Consider the following 25,296-nt stretch of genomic DNA (forward strand, 5'->3'; position numbering starts at 1 on the left):
TTTCATGGGCACTCGAAACAGAGCCGAGGCAGCCGATTCGTCTGTCGCACGACCTCGGGTCAGATGAGTCGCGACTGCAGCCTAGCCGAAGGCAACAAAAAGGCCGGCTTGCGCCGGCCTTTCGCTTTCTGCGATATGCCCGAACTCAGATCGACAGATGCTCGATCGCGGCGACGCTGCCGAGGCGGTCGGACAAGCGCTTGAGCAGCGCCAGACGGTTGTTGCGTACGTCGAGGTCGTCGACGTTGACCATCACGTGGGTGAAGAAGGCATCGACCTGCGGACGCAGGCGGGCCAGGCGACCGAGCACGGCGACGTAGTCGCGCTGCGCCAACAAGGGATCGGTATCGGCGATCGCGGTGTCGACGACTTCGGCCAGCTCGCGCTCGGCGCTCTCGACGAAACGCGCCGGGTCGATCGCGGTCGGCAGGTCGCCGTCGACCTTCTTAAGGATGTTGCGGATGCGCTTGTTCGCCGCGGCCAGCGCTTCGGCTTCGGGCAGCTTGGCGAATTCGGCGATGGCCTTGAGGCGGCGGTCGAAGTCGGGCAGCTTGGCCAGTTGCATCGCGGCGACAGCGTCGAACTGCTGCGCGGGCACGCTTTGGTCGGTGTAGTAGCTGCGCAGGCGCTCGATGATGAACTCATAGAGTTCTTCGCCCTTGGGCCGCACGCTCGCACCGCCCTGCGCCTTGTCTCCGACGTTGACGCCCTGCTTCTTCGCGTCTTCGACGATCTGCAGCTTCTTGCGCGCTTCTTCCGTCGCGATGGCGATGCTGGCCGCCGCAATCGCGTCTTCCAGCGCCGCGTCGAGCGACAAACCGATATCACCCTCGATCAGCGTGCGCGCCAGGCCCAGCGCATTGCGACGCAAACTGAAAGGATCCTTGTTGCCGGTCGGCTTCAAACCCGCGGCGAACCCGCCCGCCAAGGTATCCAGACGCTCGGCGATCGCGACCACCTGCCCCAGTTTGGACGGCGCGATCGCATCGCCGGCGAAACGCGGCATATAGGCCTCGTCGATCGCCGCGGCCACTTCGGCCGATTCGTTCGCCGCCTTGGCGTAGTAACGGCCGGCGATGCCCTGCAGTTCCGGGAACTCGTTGACCATGCGCGACTGCAGGTCGTTCTTCGACAGCTCCGCGGCGCGGCGCGCCTGTGCGGGGTCGACGCCGGCCGCCGGCGCGATCGCCTCGGCCAGGGCGGCGATGCGCGCGACCTTGTCGGCCACGCTGCCGAGTTTGGCCTGGTAGGTGACCGTATTCAGGCCCTCGCCCATCGACTCCAGGCCTTGCTTCAGGTCTTCGTCGAAGAAGAACTTGGCGTCGGCGAAGCGCGGGCGGATCACCCGCTCGTAGCCCTTGCGCACTTCGGCTTCGTTCTTGGACTGGATGTTGGCGATGCCGATGAAACGCTCGGTCAGCTGGCCTTGTGCGTCGAGCACCGGGAAGAATTTCTGGTTGGCTTCCATGGTCGCGATCAAGGCTTCCTGCGGCACGGCGAGGAACTCGCGCTCGAAGCCGCAGGCGATGGCGACCGGCCATTCGGTCAAACCGTTGACCTCTTCGAGGATGCCCTCGTCGATGCGCGCCTGGCCGCCGGCCTGCTGCGCGGCCGCGGTGACTTCGCGGACGATGCGCTCGCGGCGCTCGTCGGCGTCGACCAGCACGTTCGCGCTGCGCAAAGATTCGACATAGTCCTCGGGCGCGCTGAACCAGACCGGCTTGTCGTGCATGAAGCGGTGGCCGCGGCTCATGCGGTCGCTGCGCACGCCGAGCAGCTCGGCCGGCACCACCTCGGTGCCGAGCAGCAGCACCAGCCAATGCACCGGGCGGGCGAAACCGTAGTCGTGGTCGCCCCAGCGCATCGGCTTGGGAATCGGCATCGCCGCCAGGGCTTCGCGCACGATCTCCGGCAGCAGGCTGGCGGTGTCGGCGCCGGGCTTGGTCGCGCGGTGCACGAAGCGCTCGCCCTTCGCGTCGCTGGTGCGTTCGAGCTGGCTCCAGTCGATGCCGGCCTTCTGGGCGAAACCCTGCAGCGCCTTGGTCGGCTGGCCGTCGGCGTCGAGGGCGATGTTGAGATAAGGACCGAGCACTTCGCTCTTCTGCTCGGGCTGCTGGGTGGCCACGCCGTTGAGGCGCACGGCGAGGCGGCGCGGCGTGTACAGCGGCTTGGCGCCTTCGCGATCGAAGCCGATGCCGCGCTTGTGCAGGCCGTCGAGCACGCCGTCGAAGAAAGCCTGGGCCAAGCCTGGCAGGGCCTTGACCGGCAGTTCCTCGGTGCCCAGTTCGATCAGAAGAGGTTGCGTCGTGCTCATGCGGATGCCTTTGCGTTTTTCGTCTTCGGGGAAGACGCCTCGCGCTTGCTGCGGCGAGGTGGGTGAGTTCGAGCGAGCTGTACTGGTTCGGTGGGAGCTTCGGCGGACTTCGGTCACCGGGCCGGCCCAGCCCCTCCCGCATACGGGAGAGGGGCTTCGGAGGCTTTAAGCGGCTTCGGCTTTCGACGAACGCTTGAGACCGGGGAAACCGAGCTTCTCGCGTTGCGCGTGATAAGCCTCGGCCACGCCCTGGGCGATCTTGCGCACCCGCAGGATGTAGCGCTGGCGTTCGGTCACGCTGATCGCGCGACGCGCATCGAGCAGGTTGAACGAGTGGCTGGCCTTGCAGACCTGGTCGTAGGCCGGCAGCGGCAGGCCGAGTTCGATCAGCTTCGCCGCTTCGGCTTCGCAGGCATCGAAGCGATGGAACAGCTCGGCGACGTCGGCGTGCTCGAAGTTGTAGGCGCTCTGCTCGACTTCGTTCTGGTGGTAGACGTCGCGGTAGGTCACCGGCGTACCGTCCGGACCGTAGGTCCAGACCAGGTCGAACACGTTGTCGACGTTCTGCAGGTACATGCACAGGCGTTCGAGACCGTAGGTGATCTCGCCGAGCACCGGCTTGCACTCCAGGCCGCCGGCCTGCTGGAAATAGGTGAACTGGGTGACTTCCATGCCGTTGAGCCAGACCTCCCAGCCTAGGCCCCAGGCGCCGAGGGTCGGCGATTCCCAGTTGTCCTCGACCAGGCGCAGGTCGTGCACCATCGGGTCGACGCCGAGCGCCTTGAGCGAATCGAAGTACAGCTCGACGATGTTGTCGGGGCTGGGCTTCATCGCCACCTGGTACTGGTAATAGCGCTGCAGGCGGTTCGGGTTGTCGCCGTAGCGGCCGTCGGTGGGGCGGCGGCAAGGCTGGACGTAGGCGGCGTTCCACGGCTCCGGGCCCAGCGCGCGCAGGAAGGTCGCCGGGTGGAAGGTACCGGCGCCGACTTCGAGGTCGAGCGGCTGGATCAGCACGCAGCCCTGTTCAGCCCAGAAGGCGTTCAGGCGCTGGATCATGCTCTGGAAGGTGATCAGCGGGGTCGGGTGGTCGCTCGCGGCCATGGTCTCATCGCAGTGCAGCAAAGCGGGTTAGTATAGCGACGAGCCTTGCGCGCCAGGGCTTTCCCCCTGGTTTCGCACCGTTCCCGCCCGCCGCCACGCCGTGAATCCGCCCTTCCTGATCCTCGAGACCGGCCAGCCGGTCGCCTCCATGCGCCGCCACCGCGGCTTTCCGCATTGGATCCGGGTCGCGGCCGGGCTCGATCGCGACGAAGCGGTGGTGGTCAACGTCGAACACGGCGAGCCGCTGCCGAGCCGCGACGGCTTCGCCGGCGCGATCGTCACCGGCTCGGGCGCGATGGTCACCGACCGCGCCGACTGGAGCGAACGCAGCGCCGCCTGGTTGCGCGAGGCCGCGCACGCGCGCCTGCCGCTGTTCGGCATCTGCTACGGCCATCAGTTGCTCGCCCACGCGCTCGGCGGCGAAGTCGGCAACCACCCGGCCGGCCGCGAGATGGGCACGATCGGCCTGGAGCTGCACGCCAGCGCCGGCGACGACCCCTTGTTCGCCGGCCTGCCTAATCAATTCCCGGCCCAGGCCACGCACCTGCAAACCGTGTTGCGCGCACCCGAGGGCGCCACCGTGCTGGCGCGTTCGGCCCACGACGCCTGCCACGCCTTCCGTTGGGGCGAAAACGCCTGGGGCGTGCAGTTCCATCCCGAATTCAGCGCCACGCACATGCGCGGCTATGTGCGGGCGCGCCAGGACGCGCTGCGCAACGAAGGCCATTGCCCGCGGACCATCGCCGGCAGCGTCAGCGCCACGCCGTTCGCACGGCGCGTGCTGCGGCGTTTCGTCGGCCACGCGCGCGCGCTGCACGGGCGCTGAGCGCCGCGTCCGCGCGGTCGCGGGCCTGCGACCGTCCGGCCTCATTCGTTGCACCGACTTCGTATTCACCGAGCAATACGGCCCCACGGCCAGGATCGATCCGATGACCCCACCGATGCGCAAGGTACCGCTGACCCACGGCGTGCAATGGCTGATCCGCGCGATCAACCTGGGCACGCGCAATCCGCGCGCGATCTTCGGCGCCGCGGTGCTGTTCATGGCGGTGCTGTACCTGCTGGCGCTGGTGCTGGCGACCCCGGCGCGCAGTCTCGCCGGCGCCGCCGACCCCGACATGGCCAGCGTCGCGACCGCGCTGATCCCGATGTTCGTCGCCCTGGTGCTGTTGCTGCCGATCCTGCTGGCCGGCCTGATGCACGTGATCCGCGAAGCCGAGGCCGGACGGCCGACCCGCGCGCGCGATCTGTTCGCGCCGCTGCGCCTGGGCAAGGCCGGTCCGCTCGCGCTGCTGGGCCTGATCCAGATCGCCCTGACCCTGGTCAGCACCGGGCTGGTGGTCTGGCTGGCCGGCCAGGATTACTGGCCGCAGTACCTGGAAATGATGCGCAGCGCGCTCAGCGGCCATGTCACCACCGCGCCGGAACCCGATCACCCGGGCCTGATGATGCTGGTGCAGTTCCTGTTCAACTATTTCAGCAACGCGATCCTGCTGATCTCGGTGCCGCTGATCATGTTCTCCGGGCTGAGCCTGTCGGATGCGGTCAAGCGCAGCGTCAGCGCCTCGCTGTGGAACCTCGGCGCCTATCTGCTCGCGGCGATGCTGTTCGTGCTCGGCGTGGTGGTGTCGGCGGTGCTGGCGAGCGTGATCGCGATCGTGCTGGTGCAGATCGGCAGCCTCATCCACCCGGTGGTCGGCGCCCTGCTCGCCGCCTCGCTGTACCTGGCCTACGGCGCCGTCGTTGTGGTGGTCATGGTCGGCACTTGTTACTACGCCTGGCGCGACGTGTTCGGCCAGGGCGAACAGCCGGTCACGCAGCAGGCCTCATCGACGCCGCGTCCGGGACAGTTGGAAGCCTGACCCACGCTACGGCTGGCGCGCTACAGGCCGCCGGCCTGATACACGGCCGCGTCCATCGTGGCCTGCATCGCGCCGAACAGCCGGACCATCGCGAACAAGGTCGCCGACAGCTGCAGAAACACCCAAGCCCAGCCCCACAGCGGCATGCGCGCGTCGCCGTCGCGTACCACCCGCGCACCGGCCAGGCGGTCGTGCAGGGCGCGGTGTTCGGGTTTCGCCATCGCCAGCAGATGGCCGATATTCAAGCTCAGCCACGACAGACTGCCGCCGAAATAACGCAGGGCGATGCGGCCCGGGTCGAGCGCCTGTCCGTCCATGCCGGTCACGCGCAGGCCCAACGCGCGCTTGCCGGGCGTGGCCTGCCACGGCGACAGCACGAAACCGAGCTCATACACCGCGCCGAGCAGTGCGAAGGCGAGAATCCAGCCGAACACCAGCGCGGTCAACGCGGTCACCGTGGTCGTAGCCGCCGCATGCAGGGCCGGATCGGCGATCAGCCGTTGCGCGAAACCGCCGAAGGACAGGTCGTCGAGCACCGCATCGGCCATCACCTCGGCCGTGCGTGCGGCCATCGCCGCATAGGCCCGCCGGGCCGATTCGGCCAGGGCCAGCCACTGGCCGGCGCCGATGACAGTGGTCGCCGCGGCGACCGCGGCCGCATCCAGCGACCAGGCCGCGTAGCGCGGCCAGAACCCGGCCGGCGCGCTCGCCGGTGCGCTCATCGGTCGCGCGCGTCCCCGGTCGAAGCGTCGTCCTCGTCGTCGCGGCCGCGACGGTCGGAGGCCACCCACTTCGCGGCGATGATGCCGATCTCGTAAAGGATGCACATCGGAATCGCCAGCATCAGCTGCGAGACCACGTCCGGCGGGGTGATCACCGCGGCGATGACGAAGATGCCGACCACCGCGTAACCGCGCGCCTCCTTGAGCTGGGCCGGGGTGACCCAGCCGAGCAGGGCCAGGATCACCAGCGCCACCGGCACTTCGAAGCTGATGCCGAAGGCCAGGAACAGGATCAGCACGAAATCCAGGTAGGCGTTGATGTCGGTCATCATCGCCACCCCAACCGGAGTGACCTTGACCAGGAAGCCGAACACCGACGGCAGCACCAGGAAGAACGCGAACGCGCAGCCGGCGTAGAACAGCACCAGCGCCGACACCAGCAGCGGCAGGGCCAATCGCTTCTCGCGCCGATACAGGCCGGGCGCGACGAAGGCCCAGGCCTGGTACAGCAGCCACGGCATGGTGACCATGAGCGCGGCGAAGAACGCCAGCTTGAGCGGCGCCGAGAACGGCGAGGCGACTTCCACCGCGATCAGCTGGCTGCCGGCCGGCAGCTTGGCCAGCAGCGGCGTCGCCAGGTAGTGATAGAGCTTGTTGGCGAACGGCAGAAAGCCGAGGAAGACGATGATCAGCCCGGTCACGCCGCGCAGCAGGCGTGCGCGCAGTTCGATCAGGTGATCGAGCAGACGCGGTTCGGGCGAGGCATCGTCGCCGGGGCCGCCGGCCTGCGGCGCGCGGGATTCAGCGTCGCTCATCGTTCGGCGTCGGTGTCTTGGAGGAAGGGCGGTAGTCCGGCAAGGCGGCGCTGGCGTAATCGTGGGTCGGCGGTGCGTCTTCGGCCGGGGCCGGAGCGGCCTCGACCGGAGCAGCGTCGGCCGAAGCTTCGGCGGCGTGCGCATCGCCGGAGGCGGTCGCGCCGTCGGCGGCGACCTCCCCGGACTGGCTGGCGGCGGCGCCGACCGGCGCGGCGATGCTGCGGTTCATGGCGTCGACCTCGTCGCGCATGGCCCGGCCGCTGTCGCGCAACTGGCCTTGCACGTCGCGCAAGTCGTCCTGGGCCTGGCGCAGGCTGCGCTTGAGGTCTTCGTCGGCGAGCTCGTTCTCGAGTTCGGACTTGACCGAATACCACTGCGCCCGGGCGCGCCGCACCCACAGACCGGCGAAGCGCGCGGCCTTGGGCAAGCGTTCGGGACCGAGCACGATCAAAGCCACGATCGCGATCACGAAGACTTCCGAGAAGCCTATGTCGAACATGGTCTGGGGCTGGCCTGCGGAAGGGCGGAGCGCGTCGGGGCCGCGAGCGTCAGCGCGGGGTGTGCTCGTCGTTGCGCGAGGACGGCGCCTTGTCGGACGCGTTGTCTTGACGGGTTTCGTCGTTGAGCTGCTGCGTCGGCTTGTCGTCGTCGTGCATGCCCTTCTTGAAGCCCTTCACGGCTTCGCCGACGTCTTTGCCGATGTTGCCCAGACGCTTGGTGCCGAAAACCAGAACGACGATCAGCAGGACGACGACCCAGTGAATCCAACTCATGCTGCCCATGGCGGTGTCCCGTTAAACCCGTTGATAGTGGATGAGAACCTCAAGCCGGCTGGTCCGATCAGCGCGTCCGCGGCCGGCGCGATGTCGCTGCGCGCAACCGGGGCCGTGAGGATACCGCAACCTTTGTAACAGAAGGTTGCGACGCCGGCCGTCCGATACAGATCGACACCGCCCGGCTACGGACAATGAGCCTGCGGTCACGCGCCGGCGCTGGCGAACCGTCATGCCGCCGCCATCGAACCGCAACCGGCAGGCCGATCAGGGCAGCGGTTCGACCTTGGCCGGGTTGGCCGGCACGGTCTCGAACGGCTGCGGCTGGCCCTGAACGGGCTGCGGCTGGGCCGGCTCGGCCGGCGCCAGGCGGGTCCGCGCCGGTGCAGCTTGAGCGGCGGCCGCGGCTTGGGCGGGGGTCACTCCGGATTCCGGATAGACCGTGGCGCCGAGCGCGGGGCGCTGGTCTTCGGCGGTGCGGTTGGCCCGCGCGGTCGCGCTGGCTTCTTCGAGACGGTCGCGGAAATCGACCACGGCCGTGGACGGCTGGCCGTTGGCGCGGCCCTCGAAAATCATGCGCGGGGTGCTGCCTTCGCCGTAGACGGCCTGGTTGGCGTCGTCGTCGATCGACAGCGCGGCGCCGTCGAGGGCGATGCCGGCGAACAGGCCGCGCGCGCGCGACCACGACCAGATCTCGGCCTTGAGCTGGCCGTCGGTGGCGGCCGCGGCGGTGCGGCCGACCGGGCCGGCGGCGACGCTGGCGTCGGCGCCGAGGGTGACCTTGCCGTTGACAATCGAATCCAGGCCGCGATCGCCGCGGAACACCAGCACGATGTCGGAGGACTGCACGCCGGCCTGGAAGCCGAAGCTGCCGCCGGTGAGCTTGACGAAGCTCGGGTTCGACCAGGTGCCATCGGGGTTCTTGACCGAGACCAGGCCATGGCCGCGGCGGCCGCCGACCACCAGGCCGATCTTCAAGGTGTCGGGCACCACGACTATCGCGCGCGCCTCGTCGAACAGCTTGTCGGGAATCGAGGATTCGGGGATCTGCTGGATGTCGCCGAGCACGCGCACCGCATCGCGTGCGCGCTGATCCTCGGTCGGGCCGGCCACGGCGGCGGTGGCGGCGATACCCAGGCTCAGGGCGAGACTCAGACTCAGGACGCGAGGCAAGGAACGGGACATGGGGGACTCCGGCGGACGGCGGAAACAGACATGTTCGCAAGTAGAACATGCTCGGCGCGCTCGACGGTACGTCGCATCGACGCTGCACCGGCTCGACAGCACCGGTTCGTGCAGGTCGCGAACGCGCAGCGGGCACGTTCATCGTAACGGGCCCGATCGCAGGACCGAGCCTTCGACGAGGCTAGCGATTCGGCGATGAATCGTCGCGGAATCGCGGCCGGCTCGCGTGCGCCGCTTGCGGCCCGGTGCGATGGGCGCCGATCAGCGCGGCGGCTTCGACGAGTGCGTCGCGGGATCGAGCAGCCCCGACAGCCAGTGCGCGAGATTCAAGGTGAACTGGTAGTTCCGTTCGGCTCCGGACGCATTCATGCCCATCGGACGCCGTTCCGCGCCTTGCACCTGGGTGGTGAACATCGCCGCTTCGCCGAAGAACGCCGCGCGCCCTTTTCCGACCCGCATCACCGCACCTTGCAGCCAACCGGCGACCGGCACGCGCGCGGTGTCGGCATCGAACCGCCAGGCTTTCTTCGGCATCAACGACACATAGCCCTGCGGCAGGATCAGCAGCGGTTCGGCCTCGGCCGGCGCCTGGAACGCCTGGCCGGTGAAACTGCGCACTTGCGCGACCGATTCGGATTCGTCGCGGCCGCGCACGGCCGCATGCCGGGTCAGGCTGCCTGCATCGACGCGGAACAAACCCGGCTGCTGGAAGATCTGCGCGCGCCGCGCCGGGTCGGCATCGAAGCCGGGCATGGCGAAGCCGTCGTTGAACTTCACCCCGAATGCCGCGGCGAGCCTGGCCGCCGCACCCGCCAGCGGCATGTGATCGGCAATCAGCCACAAGCTTCCGCCCTCACGCACCCAACGCCGGGTCGCGCGGATCTCGGCGGCGCCGAACGCCGATGGGGTCGGATAAGGGTAATCGTCCCATTCGGCGGCACTGGGCTGGGCGTTGGCGATCACCACGATGGCGCACGGCGCCAAGCTGGCACGGGTGAAGGCGCCGCGCAGCGGACGCACCGCATAGCCGTCGCGGCGCAGCAACTCGCCGAAGGACCAGTAACGCCCGTCGAGGGTATGGAAATTATGGTGCGCCTCGTCGACGCACACGCTCGGCCCGCGCCCTGCGGCATAGGCCGGCGAGACGATCGGCGGCCGATAGTCGCGTTCGGGCAGCTGTTGCGCGATCGCCGGCGTGCAGCAGGCCGCGGCAACGACACCCGACCTCAAAACCTTCCCGAACATGCCTTCGTTCTCCCAGGAAACACCGCACGACCACCCGCGGACACTAGCGCGATCCCGTGCGCGGCGGCCACCGCCAGACTCGGCAACGTCCGGACACGGATCGCGTTGACCGGCGCTACGCCGGCACCGTGCTATCGCTGCGATCGAAAACTTCGATCCCGCGGAGATTTCGCTGGCGGGGCGCCGGGTGTCATCCTATGCCCATGCCCGCCACCGCCAGCATCACCGACCGCGACGCCCCCTCCACGGCCGATACCGCCGTGGTCCTGGTCAATCTCGGCACGCCCGATGCGCCGAACACGCGCGCGGTGCGCCGTTATCTGTCCGAATTCCTGCACGACCGCCGCGTCGTCGACATGAGCCGCTGGCTGTGGTGCCCGCTGCTGCATTTCGCCATCCTGCCCCTGCGCAGCGGCAAGGTCGCCAACAAATACGCCAGCGTCTGGCTGCCGGAAGGCTCGCCCTTGGCCGTGCACACGCGCCGACTCGCGCAGGCCGTCCAGCAGGAGTTGCCCGAGGTGCGCCTGCTGCACGCGATGCGTTACGGCCAGCCGTCGTGGAAGCAACTGCTGCTGCGGCTGCAAGCCGAAGGCGTGCGGCGCGTGTTGGCCCTGCCGCTGTATCCGCAGTACTCGACCTCGACCACGGCCTCGGTCGGCGACGTGCTCGGCCGCGCCGAAGGCCTGGCGACGCGCCTGGTCGACCATTACCACGACGATCCGGACTGGGTCGCAGCCGTGGGCGACTCGATCCATCGCCATCGCGCCAACGAAGGCGACGGCGAGCACTTGCTGTTCTCGTTCCACGGCCTGCCGCAACGCTTCGTCGACCAGGGCGACCCGTATGCCCGTCAATGCGAAACCAGCGCGCGCGCCATCGCCGGGGCGCTGAACCTGCCCGACGAGGCCTGGACGCTGAGCTATCAATCGCGCTTCGGCCGCGAGCGCTGGCTGGAACCGTCCACCGCCGGCACCCTGGACGCGCTGGCGGCGCGCGGCATCAAGCGCGTCGACGTGGTCGCGCCGGGATTCGCGGTCGATTGCCTGGAAACCCTGGAAGAGGTCGCGATGATGCTGGCCGAGGATTTCGCCGAACACGGCGGCGAACTGCGCTACGTGCCCTGCCTCAACGAGTCGCCGGCGCATGCCGCGCTGCTGGCCGGCATCGCCCGGCGCGAGCTCGGAGCCTGGGAGCGATGACGGCGTTGCAGGAATTCGCCGTCGACAGCGTGTTCGGCCGCCTGGCCGGCCTGCGCAACGGCCAGGTCGGCGCCCCGCGTCTGCTCGCCCTGCACGGCTGGCTCGACAACGCCGCCAGTTTCGTGCCGATCGCGCCCTGGTTCGAGGGCTTCGACCTGGTCGCCCCGGACCTGCCGGGCCATGGCGCCAGCGCGCATCTGCCGCCGGCCGCCGACTACACCTTGATCACCGCCGCGCGCGCCGCGCTCGCGGTCGCCGACGCCTTGGGCTGGGATCGCTTCCATGTGCTCGGCCATTCGCTCGGCGGCGCCACCGCCAGCGTGGTCGCAGCGGCCACGCCGCAACGGGTCGACCGACTGCTGCTGATCGAAGCCCTGGGCTCGCTGGCCGAACCCGAAGATCGCGTCGCCGCGCGCCTGCGTGAGGCCTTCGCCGGCCAGGCCGCGCTGCTCGGCAAACAGCTACGCGTGTTCGGCGACATCGCCACCGCGGTGCGCGCGCGCATGACCGCCAACAGCCTCAGCGAACCGGTCGCGCGCCTGCTGGTCGAACGCGGCGTGGCGCCGGTGCGCAGCGACGAAAGCCAGGGCGGCTTTATCTGGCGCAGCGATCCGCGCCTGACCCTGACCACGGCGATGCGCATGAGCGAGGCGCAGATGCGCTCGCTGATCGCGGCGATCGAAAGCCCGACCTGCATGGTCTGGGCCGACCCGGCCCAGCCCTACATGCCCGACGCGCTGCGCCGCGAGCGCGCGACCCTGTTGCCGCGCGGCGAGATGCACGTGTTGGCGGGAACGCATCACCTGCATATGGAACAGCCGCGCGACGTCGGCGAGCTGTTCCGCGCCTTCCTCGCCGGCTGAGCGCGTCGGCTGAGCGCGCCGATCAGGCAGCCGGCTGAGCGCCGGCTTATGCGTCCGCAGCGATCAAGCGCCGCAGGCCGGCCTTGAGGCTGCGGCCGGAAGCGCGGAAATACTCGCGCTGATCGCGCCAATCAGGGCAGCGCGCCTCGACTTCGCGCCAGAACGCCCGCGAGTGGTCGGCATGGATCAGATGGCAGAGCTCGTGCACCAGCACGTATTCGAAGGCCGGTGGCGGCGCCAGCACCAGCGACAGGTCCAGCGACAAGGCGCCGTCGGGGGCGAGCGAGCCCCATTGCGAGGACATCACCCGATAGCGCAGCCGCGACGGCGCGCGCGTCAGGCCGGGCAGGTACTTCGGCAGCCAGCGGCCGACGTCGGTGCGCGCCTGGCCTTCGTAGAAATCGCGCAGGGCGCGCTGCAAGGCAGCCGCGTTGACGGCCTCGGGCGCGGCGATCTCGAGTGCGTCTTCGTTCAACTGCAGACGCAGGTAGCGCGCGACCTGCCAGCGCACCGGCAGTTCCGCGCCGCGCAGGGGGATGGTCGCGCTGACATGCGGTTGCAGGCGGGTCGCGTCGCTGTCGGCCTGGGCGATCTGCGCCAGCAGCCAGTCGCCGTGCTCGATCACGAAGCGCTGGCCGGCGATCTCGCTGGCGCGCATCGGCAGGGTCAGGCGCGGACCGCGTTCGTCGACGCTGAGTTTGATCCGGCGCGCACGCGGGTCGCGCACCCGCAAGACCTCGACCACGCGGCCGTTGCCGAGGTCGATGGCGAGGGTTTCGCGCGAGACCGTGCGCGGCGGCGCTTGCGGCTTGCCGGTCAGCAGGCGCAGGAGGCTCGTCATGGGTGGGGGACCGCCATGGGCGAAGCATAACGCCACGGGCGCCGCGACGATGCGGCGGCACGGTGAAACTTCAATGACGACGTGCCAGGACCTTCGACGGGACGGCTCGCTCGACCATCGCGTTCCTTGGAACGCTTTGCGTGCGAATTGATGCGCTCACCCCTCCCGCCAAGCCGGAGAGGGGTCGATGATGCGAGGGCCGGCGTGGATCAGGCCTCGACCTTGGACAGCTTCAGGGCCGATTCCAGCACCCGGAACAGGCGCTTCACTTCCGCGCTCATCAGGGCGAAACGCGCATCGAGTTCGGCGCGCAGGCCGTCGCCTTCGCTGTGTTCGAGCTGGTCCACGGCGCCGTCGAGCAGCTTGAACTTGCGTACCACCAGGTCCTCGCCGATCACGAACGAAACGTGATCGTCCAGGGTCAGCGCCAGGCGCGTGACCTGCTTGCCGGTTTCCAGGTGCTTGGCGATCTCGTCGCTCTCCAGCTCCTGGCGCTGGCACTTGACCACCGCGCCTTGGTCGACCGGGTCGCGCAGTTCGCATTCGTCGCCCAGGCTGATGCCGTCGGGCAATTCCTCGCCGGCGACCCAGCCGGTCAGGATCGAACGCGGCGCGATTTCGGCGTTCAACGGCAGGGCCGGGAAGCTGCCGATGGCGCGGCGGATCTCGCTGATCACGTTCTCGCCGGTCTTGCGGCTGGAGGTGTCGACGATGACCAGGCCGTGTTCGAGGTCGATCATCGCGTCGGTGCGGCTGGGCTTGATGAAGGCGCGCGGCATCAGGTCGACGATCAGCTCGTCCTTGAGGCGCTTGCGGGTGCGCCCGCCGGGCTTGCGGCCTTCCTTCTGCTCGATTTCGGCGAGCTTCTTGGCCAGCATGTCGTTGATCACCGAACCCGGCAGCAGGCGGTCTTCACCGCCCGAGGTCAGCCAGATCGCGTCGCCGATGCGGTTGCTCATCATCGCGTCCTCGGCGTCGCGGCCGAACGGCGAGATGAAACCGCGCGAGGACAGTTCGAGCGGGCCGACCGGCTTGAGCCTGCACTCCTCCAGGCCTTTATCGAGTTCGTCGAGCTTGTGGGTGGTGGGAAAGCGGAAGAAGGTCAGATTGCGAAAGAACATCTAGACGACCGGGAATGGGGAATGGGGAGTGGTGAATCGGTGGCTTGGCGCCGCTTTTGCTCGTCATTCCCGCGCAGGCGGGAATCCAGTGCCTTTCGTGCGAGAACGTTTGAAGTCTCCGGATTCCCGCCTGCGCGGGAATGACGGGCGGCGGAACGGCGCCTCATCCAGCCTGCGCTTGGTTCGTATCGGCCGGCGCTTCGTCCAGCCACACCGGCGCATCGGCGGCCGGCACGCCGCCGGCCTGTCCCAGGCCGAGAAAATCGAACAGCTTCGGATCGCTCAACTGCGACGGACGGATGTCGCCGAGCGCGCGCGAGATGGTTTCGATGCGGCCGGGCGTCTCGCGCTCCCAGGCGTCCATCATCCGCTTGACCTGCTTGCGCTGCAGGTTCTCCTGCGAGCCGCACAGGTTGCAGGGAATGATCGGGAAGCCCTTGATCGCGGCGTAGTCGACGATGTCGTCCTCGCGCACGTAGGCCAGGGGCCGGATCACCACGTGCTTGCCGTCGTCGGACAGCAGCTTGGGCGGCATGCCGCTGAGCTTGGCGTGGAAGAACAGGTTGAGGAAGAAGGTCGCCACCAGGTCGTCGCGGTGGTGGCCCAGGGCGATCTTGGTGAAGCCCTGCTCCTCGGCATAGGTGTAGAGCGCGCCGCGGCGCAGGCGCGAGCACAGCGAACACATGGTCTTGCCCTCGGGCACGACCCGGGTCACCACCGAATAGGTGTCCTGCTCGAGGATCTTGTAGGGCACCCCGATCGATTCGAGGTAGGCCGGCAACACGTGCTCGGGAAAGTCCGGCTGCTTCTGGTCCAGGTTCACCGCGACCAGCTCGAACTTCACCGGCGCCTTCTTCTGCAGCTGCAGGAGAATATCGAGCAGGGTGTAGCTGTCCTTGCCGCCGGACAGACAGACCATGACCTTGTCGTCCTCTTCGATCATGCCGAAATCGGCGATCGCCCGGCCGACCTGATGGCGCAGGCGGGTGGCGAGGCGTTCGCCGTCGTGGCCGCGACGGGCCTCGGTGCGGGCGGGACGGGTCGGTTCGGCGAGGGGCAGGACGATGCTCATGAGGGCGCCAATTCTACGCTACGGGTCGGTGAACACTGCCCGCCCGCCGATCGAAGGGCCGTTGCGGGGCCGATGACGTCGGTCACGGCGGCGCGCTAAGCTGATGCGCATGACCGGAAGCGCCGATCCCGCCGAGACCGCCCGCCAGCTCGCCGAGCTGCGCCTGGAACATCGCGATCTGAACGCGGCCATCGACCGCCTGGGCCTGGACCCGCAGGCCGACGAACTCACGGTCAAGCGCCTGAAGAAGCGCAAGCTCTGGCTCAAGGACTGCATCGCCCGCCTCGAAAGCGCGCTGATTCCCGACGAGCCGGCCTGAGACGATCCGGCTTGAATCGTCGCGGCGGTGCCCTCGCGCATCGACCGCATCGCGGATTACGAATCCGCGCGAGGCGCGGCCTTCACGCTGTGATAGGGTGCGGCCACTCGATCGGCAGACAGCGGCATGGCGAACAAGGACGAACTGGTCCAGACGGCACGCAACCCCTGGTGGCAGGGCGCTGCGGCGTTGGCGCTGGTCGCCGTCGTCGCCACCGCCGCACTCGGCGGCTTCGGCCAGGCCAAGAGCAAGCCCCTGCCGGAGTACAAGGCCGGCCATCGCTATCAGGGCGGCGCCCTCGCGGTGACGCCGTTGCGGGCCTGGGTCGCGCGCTACAAGCCCGGCGGCCGCATCGACGCCTTCAACCCGAAGTCTTACCTGGTGCTGCAGGTCGAAGTCGAAAACCGCACGCCGCGCAGCTTCAGCGCGTTCGGCTACCCGCAGCAGGACCTGATCCTGGTGTCGAGCAAGCGCGAACCGATCCAGTCCGACCTGCTGATGAGGTCCGACGACCACTCCGTCGCCGGCGACCTGCATCCGCGCCTCAAGCAACGCATCGACCTGGTCTGGACCTTGCCGAAAAACTACGTCTACACGCCGCAGGCGACCTTCGGCGTGTTCGCCCGCGCCTATAAGGCCAAGGCCTATCTCAACGACGAAGGCGCCTGGGTCCAGGGCAAGCCCGCCGCCAAGTACGCGATGGCCGTGCAGGACCTGCGCGACCGGGCGGTGGCGCCGTGAGCGCGCCCGCCGCCCCCCGCACCGCCTGGCGCCTGCCGCGCTGGCGCTGGCGCGACGCCCTGTGGATTCTGCTGGCCCTGATCGCGGTGGTCGCCCTGCGCAAGGGCGAGTCCAGCTACGAACAACGCGACACGCCGCTGGTGCAGCACGCGCAAGGCCTGGGCCGGGTCGAAGGCCGCAACTTCGCCGTCGACGTCACCGGCTTCAAGGCCGCGCACGCTTACCTGCTCAAAGGCGACTACAGCCATCCCGAGGACTATCTGCTGCGCACTCCCGGAGTGTGGCTGTCGGTGGTCGCCACGGTCGAAGCGCGCGACCGCAGCGGCTACGTCGGCGCGCAACTGCGCACCCGCGACGGCCTGACCTATGTCGCCTCCAGCCAGGACCGGCCGAAACTCAAGGGCATCAACCTGCGCGAGCGCATGATCGCGCCCGGCCTGCCGGAAAAAGGCGTCTGGTTCTTCGAAGTGCCCGTCGACCGTCTGCAGGGCGCGCATCTGCAGTTCTACTGGGGCAACGGCCTGCCGCGCGGCGGCGACAGCCTGGTCGACGTCGACCTGGGCATCGACGCGGCGCGCGCCCGCAAGCTGATGGCCGAAGCCAAGCCGGTACTGGACCTGCGCCCATGAGTTCCACGCCGATGACGCCCGAACCTTCCGAGCTCGACACCGCCCGCACGGCTCCAGCCGGTTGGTGGCGGCGCAACGCGCTGTGGCTGCTGGGTACCTTGGTGCTCGGTGCCTGGGCGATCTATGCGCCCTACCGCGAGGCCTTGCAGGCCTACCAGAACCGTCATCCCTCGCACGCCATCGACGTGCGCAAGGGCGAGTGGGCGCAGTACGAAGGCGCGCGTTGGCGCCTGGTCTCGGCCGAAGCCCTGGCCCCGCGCGACCCGCGCATCGGCGGCCCCTTGCGCAAGGACGCCGGGGTATTGCTGCTGCAGTTCGAAGTGATCGCCGATTCCGGCACCCAGGCCAAGGCCCTCGACCTGTGCAAGGGCCAGGTGTCCGACGCGCAAGGCCGGCTATGGGACGCGAACCCGATCGGTCTGCCGCGGCTGAGCGGCGCCAAGCTGCCGAACACCTGCGGCAGCGGTTACGACGCGCAATACAAATCGATCATCGCCCTCCCGGGCCGCCCGTTCCGCTTCCAGCACGCGTATCTGTTGCCGCGTACGCAGCGACTGGAAGGATTGCAGGCGCGGATCGACTTGCGTAATTCGCAGACTTCGAAGGGCCGCTATCTGCGCTTCACGCTGTGACCGGCACGGCTTTGCGCCGGATCCACACAAGCTCGCATTGACCCATCCGGGCCCGGCTTCTGTAGGAGCGGCGTCCTACTGGATTTGCTTCGGTCATAAGCCGCGACCGCGCCGCCCCGATCTCGCGTCGTCACCTCCCGCGGCCCAGGCTCCTAGGTAGGAGTGGCGCGAGCCGCGACAACGCAGGTTCCGATCGTTGTCGGTCGCGATGGGCGCCGCGGCGCTATTGCTATTCCTGTTGCTATTGCCGTTGCCGTTGCCGTTGCCGTTGCCGTTGCCGGATTTTGATCTGCTTTGCCGCTTTACCGGTCAAGTGGAGACCCGGAGGGCGCCGCACAGGACGTGCGGCGTTTTCCGATAAGACAGGGATGTCTTATCGGAAAATCCCGGCGCACGCATCGCACTCGTGGCCTGTGCCCTTGCAAGGAAGGCCTTTTCTTTGGTTAGCTTTCTTTTGGGCCAGCAAAAGAAAGTAACCCGGCCGCGTTAGCGGACGGAAGCTTTGCTCTTGCTTGAGGCTTGTTGCTTCTTGCGAAGCAAGATCAAACGCCAAAAGCTTCCGCCACTAAAGCGGCGGGTTACTTTCTTTTGTCATAAGCAACAAAAGAAAGGTAACCAAAGAAAAATGCTTCTTTTTGAATCACAAGCCCGCACGATCGGTGCCTCCGCAGGGATTTTTCATACGGGACATCCCTGTCCCGATGAAAAACGGCGCGCATCCCTGCGCGCCGCCCTTCGGGTCTCCTATGGCCTTCGCGAGTGCTGTGCGGCGCACGGCAACAGCGAAGCAACAGCAACAGCAACAGCCAAGCAACGGCCGAGACTCAGGCCGCCCGCGGCAACCTCGCAATCGCCCGATCGAAGGTCGCTGCCAGCAACACCACTCGCAACACGTCGGTGAAAAACGAGGTGCGGAACGACAACGGGGTGTTGAGGAACACCGCCAAAGGTTGGCCGACGACGTTCTGCCATTCCGGGTCCTTCGGGCCGACCACATGTTCCATCAAGCGCCACGACCACGAGTCGATGTACGACAACAGCTGCCAGCACACGCACAGCGTCAGCAACGCCGGCAGGCCGGCGCGCAAGACCAGGCGCAGGCTGTTGACCACCGGCACGCCCTTGCTGGTCCAACCGGCGCTGGCCTTGTCGGCCAACATGCGCAAGCTGAAATGCATCGACTTGAAGCGTGCGCTGACCTTGCCGAAGGTTTCGTCGGCGCCGTCGAGGCGCTGCGCCCGGCGCAGGTCGATGCCGTAGATGATCGCGGTGATCGCCAGCCAGATCAGCGGCAGCACCACCGCACCGGCAGCGGTGCCGACGAAGTCCCAGACCGGCACGATGCCCTTCTTGGCCGGGGTCAGCAGCTTGAACGCCGACATGGGGTCGTCCCACCACTGGGTCACGGCGGCATAGACCACCCGCTCGTGCCACCAGTCCTTCAGACCGTTCATGACCTGCGCGATGGCGGCCACACCGACGAATACCCAGTAGGCTTCGCAACTGGTCGCGACCACATTCCACAGCGCATGCCCGGTGGCTTCGGCGCGGCGTTTGCTGAACCAGCGCACCGCCCAGGCCACCGCAAGCGCGATCCACAAGCCCTTGAGCTTGAGCACCTCGTTGAGGTTTTCCTTTTCCCAGACGCTGAAGATGTAGGCGGTGCGGAAGTTGCGGCGCAGGTCTTCGAGCAGGCCCCAACCGGCGTAGTAGGCGAAGAACGGCAGCATCGCGATGGCCAGCGCGGTGATCCACTGCTTGCGCACCGCCGCCGTATCCGGCGTGGTCGCACCGCCGGCGAGCATCGGCAACGACGGCCGCAGCGACTGGAACATCAGGATGGTCCCGGCGAGCTGGGTCACGATCAGCACCGACAGCACCGCGAACGACAACAGCACCGAGCGCTCACCGAGCTTGACCGCCAGCCCCATCAACAGGTCGTAGCAGACCCGCTGGGCGAAGAACCAGAACGCCAGCGCCGGCCAGTGGCGCCAAAGCAGACGTGCGGAGAGCAACGGGATCTCGAGCCATGGACCGCCCCGGACCGACACGTCGGCACCGGAGTCGGCGGTAGATACGGGAGAGGCCGACAGAGTCGGCGTGGACAGCACGGACGTGGACATCGACGGCAGCCGGACGGGAACGCAGCGATGGTACCCGTCCGCGGTCACGGTTTGCAGTGACCGGGGTCAGGAGCCGCTCAACCGGGCAGGAGCTTGATCGCGGCCTGTGCCGCTCGCGGCTTCTGCTCCTGTGAGCATCACGGCCCCGATCAATGACGTCGGGCCGTCTTCTCTGCGCGTCCCTGGATCGCGGCTTGCGCTGCTCCTACCCTGGAGCCGCTGCTATTGCCGCTGCTATTGCCGTTGCCGTTGCCGTTGCCGTTGCCGTTGCCGTTGCCGTTGCCGTTGCCGTTGCCGTTGCCGTTGCCGTAAATATTCTGCTGTAGCTGTGCGCCGTCATGCGCTCGCGAAGGCGATCGAAGACCCGCAGGGATGCGGGCCGTTTTTCATCGGGACAGGGATGTCCCGTATGAAAAATCCCTGCGTCGGCACCGCTCGTGCGGGCTGGTGATTCAAAGAAAAGCATTTTTCTTTGGTTACCTTTCTTTTGTTGCTTATGACAAAAGAAAGTAACCCGCCGCTTTAGTGGCGGAAGCTTTTGGCGTTTGATCCTGGTCGTGCTTCTGAGAAGCTTCAAGCTAGAGCAAAGCTTCCGTCCGCTGACGCGGCCGGGTTACTTTCTTTTGCTGGCCCAAAAGAAAGCTAACCAAAGAAAAGGCCTTCCTTGACGGAGCTCCCCTGCGAGTTCGTAGCGTGCGCGGGGATTTTCCGATAAGACATCCTTGTCTTATCGGAAAACGGCGCACGTCCTGTGCGCCGCCCTCCGGGTCTACGGTTGCATCGCAAGTTCGAAACTGCGCCAAGCTTTCACGGCAACGGCGTCGCGGCTCACGCCGCTCCTACAGGGGGAGCGAAACCCAGAGGGACATGCGAGAGAGCCGGTGGCGAACTCAAGCGTCCGCAGCGGTCTTCGTCTCCGGCTTCGCCGCCATCTCCGGGCTGATCTTCTCGATCGTATGCCGCAACTCGCGGCCCAGAATGACCTTGGCGTCCTTCGCCCAGGCGTCCAGGCGCTGGTCGAACGTCAGCTTGCCCTGGCTGTCCGGCCACACCAGCTTGAGCTCGCGCAGTTTCTGGATGAAGCCGCGGAACAGGGTCTTGTCGAAAAACTCGGGCGCTGCCGGCGCGTACAGCAGCGACAGGCGCTGGGCGGCGAGCTGGCACAGGCTTTCGAGTTCGCCGGCCGACATGGTGCCGGGGCCGTTCTTCACCAGCACCGAAATGGCGATGTAGTAGCGCTCGAAGGCCTGCTGCAAGGAATGGCCGATCGCGCGCAGACGGAACACTTCGTCGGTCTGGCCGGCGTTGCGGGCGAGGATGCCGCCGTCGTCGTCGCTGACCCGTTCGAGCAGGCCGGAACGGACGAACACGTCGACCGTGCGCACCAGGCGTTCGGCGAATTCGTCCTCGCTCCACGGCAGGAACAACTCGGCCTGCAGGAACGGATACACGCTGCGGCCCAGGCGCAACACGCCGGCCAGGCTCATGCGGCGGTTGTGCTGGAAGCAGCAGGCGATCCACGAGGCCGCGGTGAACAGGTGCAGCACGTTGTTGCGGAAATAGCTCAGCAGCACCGCCTTGTCGTCGCCGTCGACGCCGAGCACGTCGCCGAGCGGATGGGCGATGCGTTCGAGCACGTTGATCTCTTCGCCGTGGGCGACGATTTCCTGCGGCGTGTGCGGGGTGACGGTGACGCGGTCGGAATACGGCAGCTCGGCCAGCAAAGTCTTGGACAGGGCGATCTGCGCAAGCAGGTCGGCCTCGCCCATCGCGTGCTTGGGCGTCGACAGCAAGGCCAGTGCAAGCAGATTAATCGGGTTGACGTCGGCGGCACGGTTGACGTTGACCTGGATCTGCTCGGCCACCGCATCCACGGTCGCCGACAGCCAGCTCGGCTTGTCTTCTTCGTCGAGCGGACGGCCGTCCCACTCGGGTGCGTGCAGGGCAAGCATGTCGTTGAGCCGGATCGGCTCGCCGAAATTCACCACCACTTGGCCGTAGTTGGAGCGCAGCACTTTGGGGATGCCCCACAGCAGCTGCCAGATCGATTCTTTTTCCTTCGGCTTGCCGGACAACTCGTCGAGGTAGCTGTTGCCCTCCATGAGCTTTTCGTAGCCGACGTAGATGGGCTGGAACAGCACCGGGCGGGTCGGCTGGCGCAGGAAGCCGCGCACCGTCATCACGATCATGCCGCCCTTCGGCGGCAGCAGACGGCCGGTGCGCGAACGCCCGCCTTCGATGAAGTACTCGATCGAATAGCCGCCCGAAACCAGTTGCGCGACGTACTCGCTGAGGATCGCCGAGTACAGCGCGCTGCCGCGGATGCTGCGGCGGATGAAGAAGGCGCCGCCCTTGCGCAGGATGCTGCCGACCACCGGCAGGTTGAGGTTGATGCCGGCGACGATGTGCGGCGGCACGATGCCCTTGGTGTAGAGCAGGTAGCTCAGCAGCAGGTAGTCCATGTGGCTGCGATGGCAAGGCACGTAGACGACTTCGTGGCCGGGCGCGTCCTGCTTGAGCTGGTCGAGGTGATGCACCAGCACGCCGCGGTAGATGCGGTTCCACACCGGGGTCAGGATGAAGCTCAGCGAGCGCACCACCGGATGCGAATAGTCGGCGGCGATCTCGTAGGCCATGGCGTGGGCTTTCTTCCACGCTTCGGTGCTGTTGCTGCTGTCGCGACGGGCCTGGTCGGCGATGGCGTCCTTGACCGGTTCGGAAGCGAGCACGCGGTCGATCAGCATGCGCCGGGTCGACAGGTCGGGGCCGATCACCGCCGCGCGGATGCGGCGGAAGTGGGTGCGCAGCACGCGCGAGAGCTTGCGCACGGTGCGTTCGGACGGCAGGCCTTCGTCGACGATGCCGCGCAGCGACACCGGCGGCGAGAACCGCACCGTGGTGTGGCGGCCGTTGAGGGCGATCGCGAGCAGGCGGCGGAAGCGGCCGACCAGGGTCCAGTTTTCCGAGAACAACACCGAGAACCAACCGCTGCTGCGGTCCGGCGCACGGCCGACGAAGATCGACACCGGCACCAGTTGCACGTCGAGCGCGGGGTCGTTGCGGTGCGCATCGAGCAGGCGCGCGAGCGAACCGGAGTGGGTCTTGGCCGAGGGCGGACCGGACGGCGCCAAAGTGCCGGCATGGCGCCGCGACAGCGCGACATAGGCGCGCTTGCGGCCGAGCGGGTCGCCCGGCAGCGGTTGCAGCGGCGACGGCAGGCCGCTCTCGCGGCAGGCGCGCTCCAGGATCAGCGCGTTCGACAGGCCGTAGTCTTCGAGTACGTAGCAGACCGGGCGGCCATGCCATTCCTCGGCGATGTGTTCGGACGGCGCCTTCGGCTCGATGCTCAGCGACACCCACGGCGCCATGATCTTGCCGAGCAGGCGCGCCCACCACGGGCGGTGCGCCGGCGGCGCGCCCGGACGCGACTCGCCGACAGCCGCAGGCGGCGGGGCGATCGGCAGTTCGGGCTGATCGGGCTCGGGCTCCGGCTCGGCGGGCGCAGGCTCGGGCTGGATCTCGTCGGCGGTTTCGGCGACGCGCTCGCTCATGGATTCGGCTTCGACGGCAGGTTCAACGGTGGACTCGACTGCGGGCTCGAACGCAGGTTCGGCGAGATCGTCGGCGGTCGCATTCGCGCGCTCGTCGGGCGCGACGACCGGTTCGGCATCGACCGGCTCAGCAGGCGCGTGTTCGGCGGAAGGATCCACGGCAGCGGCCGGGTCCGACGCGTCGACCGGCGTACGTGCGGAGTCGGCCGAAGCGGCGTCGGGGAAAGGCAGGGGCGTTTGTTTCGGCATCCCGATCATTATGCCTATTCGGCTTCGACGCGCGCCTGACCTATCGGGCCGCCTGCACCGGGCCGTCCGCACTGGCCCGACAACTCGCCGACCGCCGCGAAACCCCGGCGGAGGCGGGCTCAGCGCGACGGCGCGGGGGTAGCCGGGGCGGTCGCCTGCAACGGCTTGCCCTTGGTCGCGGCATTCACCTGCAGCGGCTTGCCTTCGGCTGCCGCTGGCGGCTCCACCCGCGTCGGCTTCGGCGGTGCCTGCGCTTCGGTCTCGGCGTGGCGCAGCACGTCGCTGAGGTACCAGCGGCCGTCGCGGCGCTCGACCAGAACGTAGGCATCGACCGCTTCGCCAGCGAGCTCGTAACGCAGCCGCACCCGCGCGGTATCGCCGGTCTGCTCGGCCAGGCTGGTCTGCACGCTGGCGAGGGCGGCGTCGAGGTTGAGGCCATAGCCGTTCACGACCTGCTTGAGCCGCTCGACGAAGGGCCCGAGCCGGCGCAGGCTGCGGTCCATGCCGGTACGGGCGAAGGCGTCCGGCGCCGCCAGTCCGGTCGCTCGTGCGGCCGACACCAGTTGCGGAATCGCCACCCGCGCCCGCGCCGAATCGCCGAGCGGCGCCGCCTGCGCCCAGGCACTCATCGCCGCGATCAACTGGGCATGGTGGTCGCGCTCGGTATCGCTGTAGCCGGCCTCGCTGCGCACGTACTGAATCGCGAACAGGCCCATGGTCTTGGCCGCCGAGTGCAGCTCCTTGTCGGCGCCGGCGAACTGGCGACGGTAGGTCGCGACCAGGGTACGTTCGGCGTCCTGCGCGGCCAGCGCGGCGATGAAGCTCGGGAAACGGTCGTCCAGCGGCAGCTCGGTCAGGGGCCAGACCGTGCGGCCTTCGCGCCAGGCCGTCTCGAGGCGGGCATGCAACTGCGGCGGCACGGCATGGCGGGCGTAGGCGGCCAGGTCGTTGCGGCGCAGGTCGGCGACCAACTGGGTCACGGCCTGGGCCGGCAGGGTCGGGATCGGATCGGCAGGCGGCGCTTCGCGCTCGCAGCCGGCCGCCGCCAACAGGGCAACGGTCGACAGCAGCGCGGTGCAGGCGCGTCGGACGATGGACATCGGGTGCGGCTCCCCAGTCGCGGACGGGCATCTTGGCGGCGCACTCCGGCCGACACAAGCCATCCACCCGGGCATCGCCAAGAAAGCACATTAGTTGACGCATTACGTCGACTAGCGCTCATTTTCGGTGTGACGATAAAACTGTGATTTACATCACAAAAATAGATCTGAACAGGCCTTAGCACATATTCGTGACTACGATCACTCTGTGTCCGTTTATGTCCGACTACTGTGCCCTGAATGGCATGTTTTATGCGTTCTTAACAGGCAGATCCGGCAAAAACGCCGGACCGTCAGAGCGCGATTAGCGCAGGAGCACCGATCCATGCGTCTTTCCCCGACCCGTCTGCTCGCAGCCTTACTCGTAGCCGGCATCGCGCCGGCTTACGCCGCCGATGACAGCACCCAGTTCGATGTCACCATCACCATCACCAGCACCTGCGACATCCACACCGTCGCCGCCACCGACGTCAATTTCGGCACCGTCGCCTCGAACGCGACCAACGTCGACCAGCAGGGCCAGCTGACCGTGAACTGCACGCCGGGCACGGCCTATACGATCGCGCTCGACAACGGCCAGAACGGCGCCGACGTCAACAGCCGGGCGATGAGCGACGGCACCAACGAAGTGCCCTATCAGCTCTATCGCGCCGCCGCGCGCGGCGCCGGCGACGTCTGGGGCAGCACCACCGGTGGCGGCGGCAACGTCCTTGCAGGCAGCGGCACGGGTGCGGCCCAGAACCTGCCGGTCTACGGCAGGACGCCGAGCGCCAACTTTCCCGCTGCTACTTACAATGACGTGGTAACCGCCACGGTGACCTACTGACCGGGGAGGGAGA

The 25,296-nt window shown here is 67.8% G+C and carries 23 protein-coding genes; 9 read left to right on the forward strand and 14 right to left on the reverse strand.

Annotation, left to right across the window (positions count from 1 at the left end; all coding sequences use genetic code 11):
* Positions 1 to 145: 145 nt before the first annotated feature.
* Positions 146 to 2,314 carry a glycine--tRNA ligase subunit beta gene (glyS, locus tag GLA29479_RS05360; RefSeq protein WP_057971002.1) on the reverse strand — a complete coding sequence of 723 codons (2,169 nt, stop codon included), beginning with the start codon at positions 2,312 to 2,314 and terminating at the stop codon, positions 146 to 148.
* 165 nt (positions 2,315 to 2,479) lie between these two features.
* On the reverse strand, positions 2,480 to 3,415 hold the full coding sequence (glyQ, locus tag GLA29479_RS05365) for a glycine--tRNA ligase subunit alpha (RefSeq protein ID WP_057916146.1): 936 nt from the start codon (positions 3,413 to 3,415) through the stop codon (positions 2,480 to 2,482).
* 100 nt (positions 3,416 to 3,515) lie between these two features.
* Here glyQ and GLA29479_RS05370 point away from each other — a divergent pair, with 100 nt between their 5' ends.
* Together GLA29479_RS05370 and GLA29479_RS05375 are read left to right on the forward strand one after the other, a co-directional pair.
* Complete coding sequence (locus GLA29479_RS05370) at positions 3,516 to 4,241, forward strand: glutamine amidotransferase (RefSeq protein WP_082638300.1); 726 nt, start codon at positions 3,516 to 3,518, stop codon at positions 4,239 to 4,241.
* Between the two features lie 103 nt (positions 4,242 to 4,344).
* Positions 4,345 to 5,277 (forward strand): BPSS1780 family membrane protein, encoded by a 933-nt coding sequence (locus GLA29479_RS05375; protein WP_144436363.1) that lies wholly within the window; start codon positions 4,345 to 4,347, stop codon positions 5,275 to 5,277.
* A gap of 20 nt (positions 5,278 to 5,297) precedes the next feature.
* Here GLA29479_RS05375 and GLA29479_RS05380 read toward each other — a convergent pair whose 3' ends face one another.
* From GLA29479_RS05380 to GLA29479_RS05405, 6 genes are all read right to left on the reverse strand, one after another.
* On the reverse strand, positions 5,298 to 5,999 hold the full coding sequence (locus tag GLA29479_RS05380) for an RDD family protein (protein ID WP_057971004.1): 702 nt from the start codon (positions 5,997 to 5,999) through the stop codon (positions 5,298 to 5,300).
* On the reverse strand, positions 5,996 to 6,814 hold the full coding sequence (gene tatC, locus GLA29479_RS05385) for a twin-arginine translocase subunit TatC (protein ID WP_057916143.1): 819 nt from the start codon (positions 6,812 to 6,814) through the stop codon (positions 5,996 to 5,998). Before tatC ends, GLA29479_RS05380 begins: the two co-directional genes overlap by 4 nt.
* Complete coding sequence (tatB, locus tag GLA29479_RS05390) at positions 6,801 to 7,313, reverse strand: Sec-independent protein translocase protein TatB (RefSeq protein WP_082638301.1); 513 nt, start codon at positions 7,311 to 7,313, stop codon at positions 6,801 to 6,803. The genes tatC and tatB overlap by 14 nt, the downstream gene beginning before the upstream one ends.
* A 49-nt stretch (positions 7,314 to 7,362) precedes the next feature.
* The gene (gene tatA / locus GLA29479_RS05395; RefSeq protein ID WP_057971005.1) at positions 7,363 to 7,596 is read right to left on the reverse strand and encodes a Sec-independent protein translocase subunit TatA; all 234 of its coding nucleotides are present in this window, start codon (positions 7,594 to 7,596) and stop codon (positions 7,363 to 7,365) included.
* A gap of 258 nt (positions 7,597 to 7,854) precedes the next feature.
* A complete protein-coding gene (locus GLA29479_RS05400; protein WP_082638978.1) occupies positions 7,855 to 8,760 on the reverse strand; it encodes a lipid-binding SYLF domain-containing protein in 906 nt (301 codons plus the stop codon).
* Positions 8,761 to 9,033: 273 nt separating this feature from the next.
* Positions 9,034 to 10,017 (reverse strand): hypothetical protein, encoded by a 984-nt coding sequence (locus tag GLA29479_RS05405; RefSeq protein ID WP_057971006.1) that lies wholly within the window; start codon positions 10,015 to 10,017, stop codon positions 9,034 to 9,036.
* A 203-nt stretch (positions 10,018 to 10,220) separates the two neighbouring features.
* Between GLA29479_RS05405 and hemH the strand changes: the two genes are divergently transcribed.
* Entirely contained in the window at positions 10,221 to 11,216 is a 996-nt protein-coding gene (gene hemH / locus GLA29479_RS05410) for a ferrochelatase (protein ID WP_057971007.1), read from the forward strand.
* On the forward strand, positions 11,213 to 12,079 hold the full coding sequence (locus tag GLA29479_RS05415) for an alpha/beta fold hydrolase (RefSeq protein WP_057916140.1): 867 nt from the start codon (positions 11,213 to 11,215) through the stop codon (positions 12,077 to 12,079). The genes hemH and GLA29479_RS05415 overlap by 4 nt, the downstream gene beginning before the upstream one ends.
* A 46-nt stretch (positions 12,080 to 12,125) precedes the next feature.
* On the opposite strand, the gene GLA29479_RS05420 is transcribed toward GLA29479_RS05415, so the two are convergent.
* From GLA29479_RS05420 to ttcA, 3 genes are all read right to left on the reverse strand, one after another.
* On the reverse strand, positions 12,126 to 12,920 hold the full coding sequence (locus GLA29479_RS05420) for a M48 family metallopeptidase (protein WP_057971008.1): 795 nt from the start codon (positions 12,918 to 12,920) through the stop codon (positions 12,126 to 12,128).
* 209 nt (positions 12,921 to 13,129) lie between these two features.
* On the reverse strand, positions 13,130 to 14,041 hold the full coding sequence (locus tag GLA29479_RS05425; protein WP_031370592.1) for a recombination-associated protein RdgC: 912 nt from the start codon (positions 14,039 to 14,041) through the stop codon (positions 13,130 to 13,132).
* A 163-nt stretch (positions 14,042 to 14,204) separates the two neighbouring features.
* The gene (gene ttcA, locus GLA29479_RS05430; protein WP_057971009.1) at positions 14,205 to 15,113 is read right to left on the reverse strand and encodes a tRNA 2-thiocytidine(32) synthetase TtcA; all 909 of its coding nucleotides are present in this window, start codon (positions 15,111 to 15,113) and stop codon (positions 14,205 to 14,207) included.
* Positions 15,114 to 15,222: 109 nt separating this feature from the next.
* Here ttcA and GLA29479_RS05435 point away from each other — a divergent pair, with 109 nt between their 5' ends.
* The 4 genes from GLA29479_RS05435 to GLA29479_RS05450 all read left to right on the forward strand — a co-directional run bounded on the left by GLA29479_RS05435 (position 15,223) and on the right by GLA29479_RS05450 (position 17,434).
* Positions 15,223 to 15,432, forward strand: coding sequence for a YdcH family protein (locus GLA29479_RS05435; protein WP_031370590.1), 210 nt, complete (start codon positions 15,223 to 15,225; stop codon positions 15,430 to 15,432).
* A 126-nt stretch (positions 15,433 to 15,558) separates the two neighbouring features.
* Positions 15,559 to 16,173, forward strand: a complete 615-nt coding sequence (locus tag GLA29479_RS05440; RefSeq protein WP_057971010.1) for a hypothetical protein — start codon at positions 15,559 to 15,561, stop codon at positions 16,171 to 16,173.
* Entirely contained in the window at positions 16,170 to 16,802 is a 633-nt protein-coding gene (locus tag GLA29479_RS05445) for a hypothetical protein (RefSeq protein ID WP_057916136.1), read from the forward strand. Before GLA29479_RS05440 ends, GLA29479_RS05445 begins: the two co-directional genes overlap by 4 nt.
* Positions 16,799 to 17,434, forward strand: coding sequence for a hypothetical protein (locus tag GLA29479_RS05450; protein WP_144436364.1), 636 nt, complete (start codon positions 16,799 to 16,801; stop codon positions 17,432 to 17,434). The genes GLA29479_RS05445 and GLA29479_RS05450 overlap by 4 nt, the downstream gene beginning before the upstream one ends.
* Before the next feature lie 824 nt (positions 17,435 to 18,258).
* Here GLA29479_RS05450 and GLA29479_RS05455 read toward each other — a convergent pair.
* The 3 genes from GLA29479_RS05455 to GLA29479_RS05465 all read right to left on the reverse strand — a co-directional run bounded on the left by GLA29479_RS05455 (position 18,259) and on the right by GLA29479_RS05465 (position 24,457).
* Positions 18,259 to 19,557, reverse strand: a complete 1,299-nt coding sequence (locus GLA29479_RS05455) for a hypothetical protein (protein WP_144436365.1) — start codon at positions 19,555 to 19,557, stop codon at positions 18,259 to 18,261.
* Between the two features lie 890 nt (positions 19,558 to 20,447).
* The gene (plsB, locus tag GLA29479_RS05460) at positions 20,448 to 23,108 is read right to left on the reverse strand and encodes a glycerol-3-phosphate 1-O-acyltransferase PlsB (protein WP_082638979.1); all 2,661 of its coding nucleotides are present in this window, start codon (positions 23,106 to 23,108) and stop codon (positions 20,448 to 20,450) included.
* A 368-nt stretch (positions 23,109 to 23,476) separates the two neighbouring features.
* On the reverse strand, positions 23,477 to 24,457 hold the full coding sequence (locus tag GLA29479_RS05465; protein WP_057971013.1) for a hypothetical protein: 981 nt from the start codon (positions 24,455 to 24,457) through the stop codon (positions 23,477 to 23,479).
* 325 nt (positions 24,458 to 24,782) lie between these two features.
* On the opposite strand from GLA29479_RS05465, the gene GLA29479_RS05470 reads away from it, so the two are divergent.
* Positions 24,783 to 25,283, forward strand: coding sequence for a Csu type fimbrial protein (locus GLA29479_RS05470; RefSeq protein ID WP_057971014.1), 501 nt, complete (start codon positions 24,783 to 24,785; stop codon positions 25,281 to 25,283).
* Positions 25,284 to 25,296 lie beyond the last annotated feature (13 nt).

This window comes from Lysobacter antibioticus (genome assembly GCF_001442535.1).
Taxonomy (GTDB): Bacteria; Pseudomonadota; Gammaproteobacteria; order Xanthomonadales; family Xanthomonadaceae; genus Lysobacter; species Lysobacter antibioticus.

Coding starts and splice junctions, on each gene's coding strand:
- glyS (WP_057971002.1), bottom strand. CDS start 2,314: ATGAGCACGACGCAACCTCTTCTGATCGAACTGGGCACCGAGGAACTG.
- glyQ (WP_057916146.1), bottom strand. CDS start 3,415: ATGGCCGCGAGCGACCACCCGACCCCGCTGATCACCTTCCAGAGCATG.
- GLA29479_RS05375 (WP_144436363.1), top strand. CDS start 4,345: ATGACCCCACCGATGCGCAAGGTACCGCTGACCCACGGCGTGCAATGG.
- GLA29479_RS05380 (WP_057971004.1), bottom strand. CDS start 5,999: ATGAGCGCACCGGCGAGCGCGCCGGCCGGGTTCTGGCCGCGCTACGCG.
- tatC (WP_057916143.1), bottom strand. CDS start 6,814: ATGAGCGACGCTGAATCCCGCGCGCCGCAGGCCGGCGGCCCCGGCGAC.
- tatB (WP_082638301.1), bottom strand. CDS start 7,313: ATGTTCGACATAGGCTTCTCGGAAGTCTTCGTGATCGCGATCGTGGCT.
- tatA (WP_057971005.1), bottom strand. CDS start 7,596: ATGGGCAGCATGAGTTGGATTCACTGGGTCGTCGTCCTGCTGATCGTC.
- GLA29479_RS05405 (WP_057971006.1), bottom strand. CDS start 10,017: ATGTTCGGGAAGGTTTTGAGGTCGGGTGTCGTTGCCGCGGCCTGCTGC.
- hemH (WP_057971007.1), top strand. CDS start 10,221: ATGCCCGCCACCGCCAGCATCACCGACCGCGACGCCCCCTCCACGGCC.
- GLA29479_RS05415 (WP_057916140.1), top strand. CDS start 11,213: ATGACGGCGTTGCAGGAATTCGCCGTCGACAGCGTGTTCGGCCGCCTG.
- GLA29479_RS05420 (WP_057971008.1), bottom strand. CDS start 12,920: ATGACGAGCCTCCTGCGCCTGCTGACCGGCAAGCCGCAAGCGCCGCCG.
- GLA29479_RS05425 (WP_031370592.1), bottom strand. CDS start 14,041: ATGTTCTTTCGCAATCTGACCTTCTTCCGCTTTCCCACCACCCACAAG.
- ttcA (WP_057971009.1), bottom strand. CDS start 15,113: ATGAGCATCGTCCTGCCCCTCGCCGAACCGACCCGTCCCGCCCGCACC.
- GLA29479_RS05435 (WP_031370590.1), top strand. CDS start 15,223: ATGACCGGAAGCGCCGATCCCGCCGAGACCGCCCGCCAGCTCGCCGAG.
- GLA29479_RS05440 (WP_057971010.1), top strand. CDS start 15,559: ATGGCGAACAAGGACGAACTGGTCCAGACGGCACGCAACCCCTGGTGG.
- GLA29479_RS05450 (WP_144436364.1), top strand. CDS start 16,799: ATGAGTTCCACGCCGATGACGCCCGAACCTTCCGAGCTCGACACCGCC.
- GLA29479_RS05455 (WP_144436365.1), bottom strand. CDS start 19,557: ATGTCCACGTCCGTGCTGTCCACGCCGACTCTGTCGGCCTCTCCCGTA.
- plsB (WP_082638979.1), bottom strand. CDS start 23,108: ATGAGCGAGCGCGTCGCCGAAACCGCCGACGAGATCCAGCCCGAGCCT.
- GLA29479_RS05465 (WP_057971013.1), bottom strand. CDS start 24,457: ATGTCCATCGTCCGACGCGCCTGCACCGCGCTGCTGTCGACCGTTGCC.
- GLA29479_RS05470 (WP_057971014.1), top strand. CDS start 24,783: ATGCGTCTTTCCCCGACCCGTCTGCTCGCAGCCTTACTCGTAGCCGGC.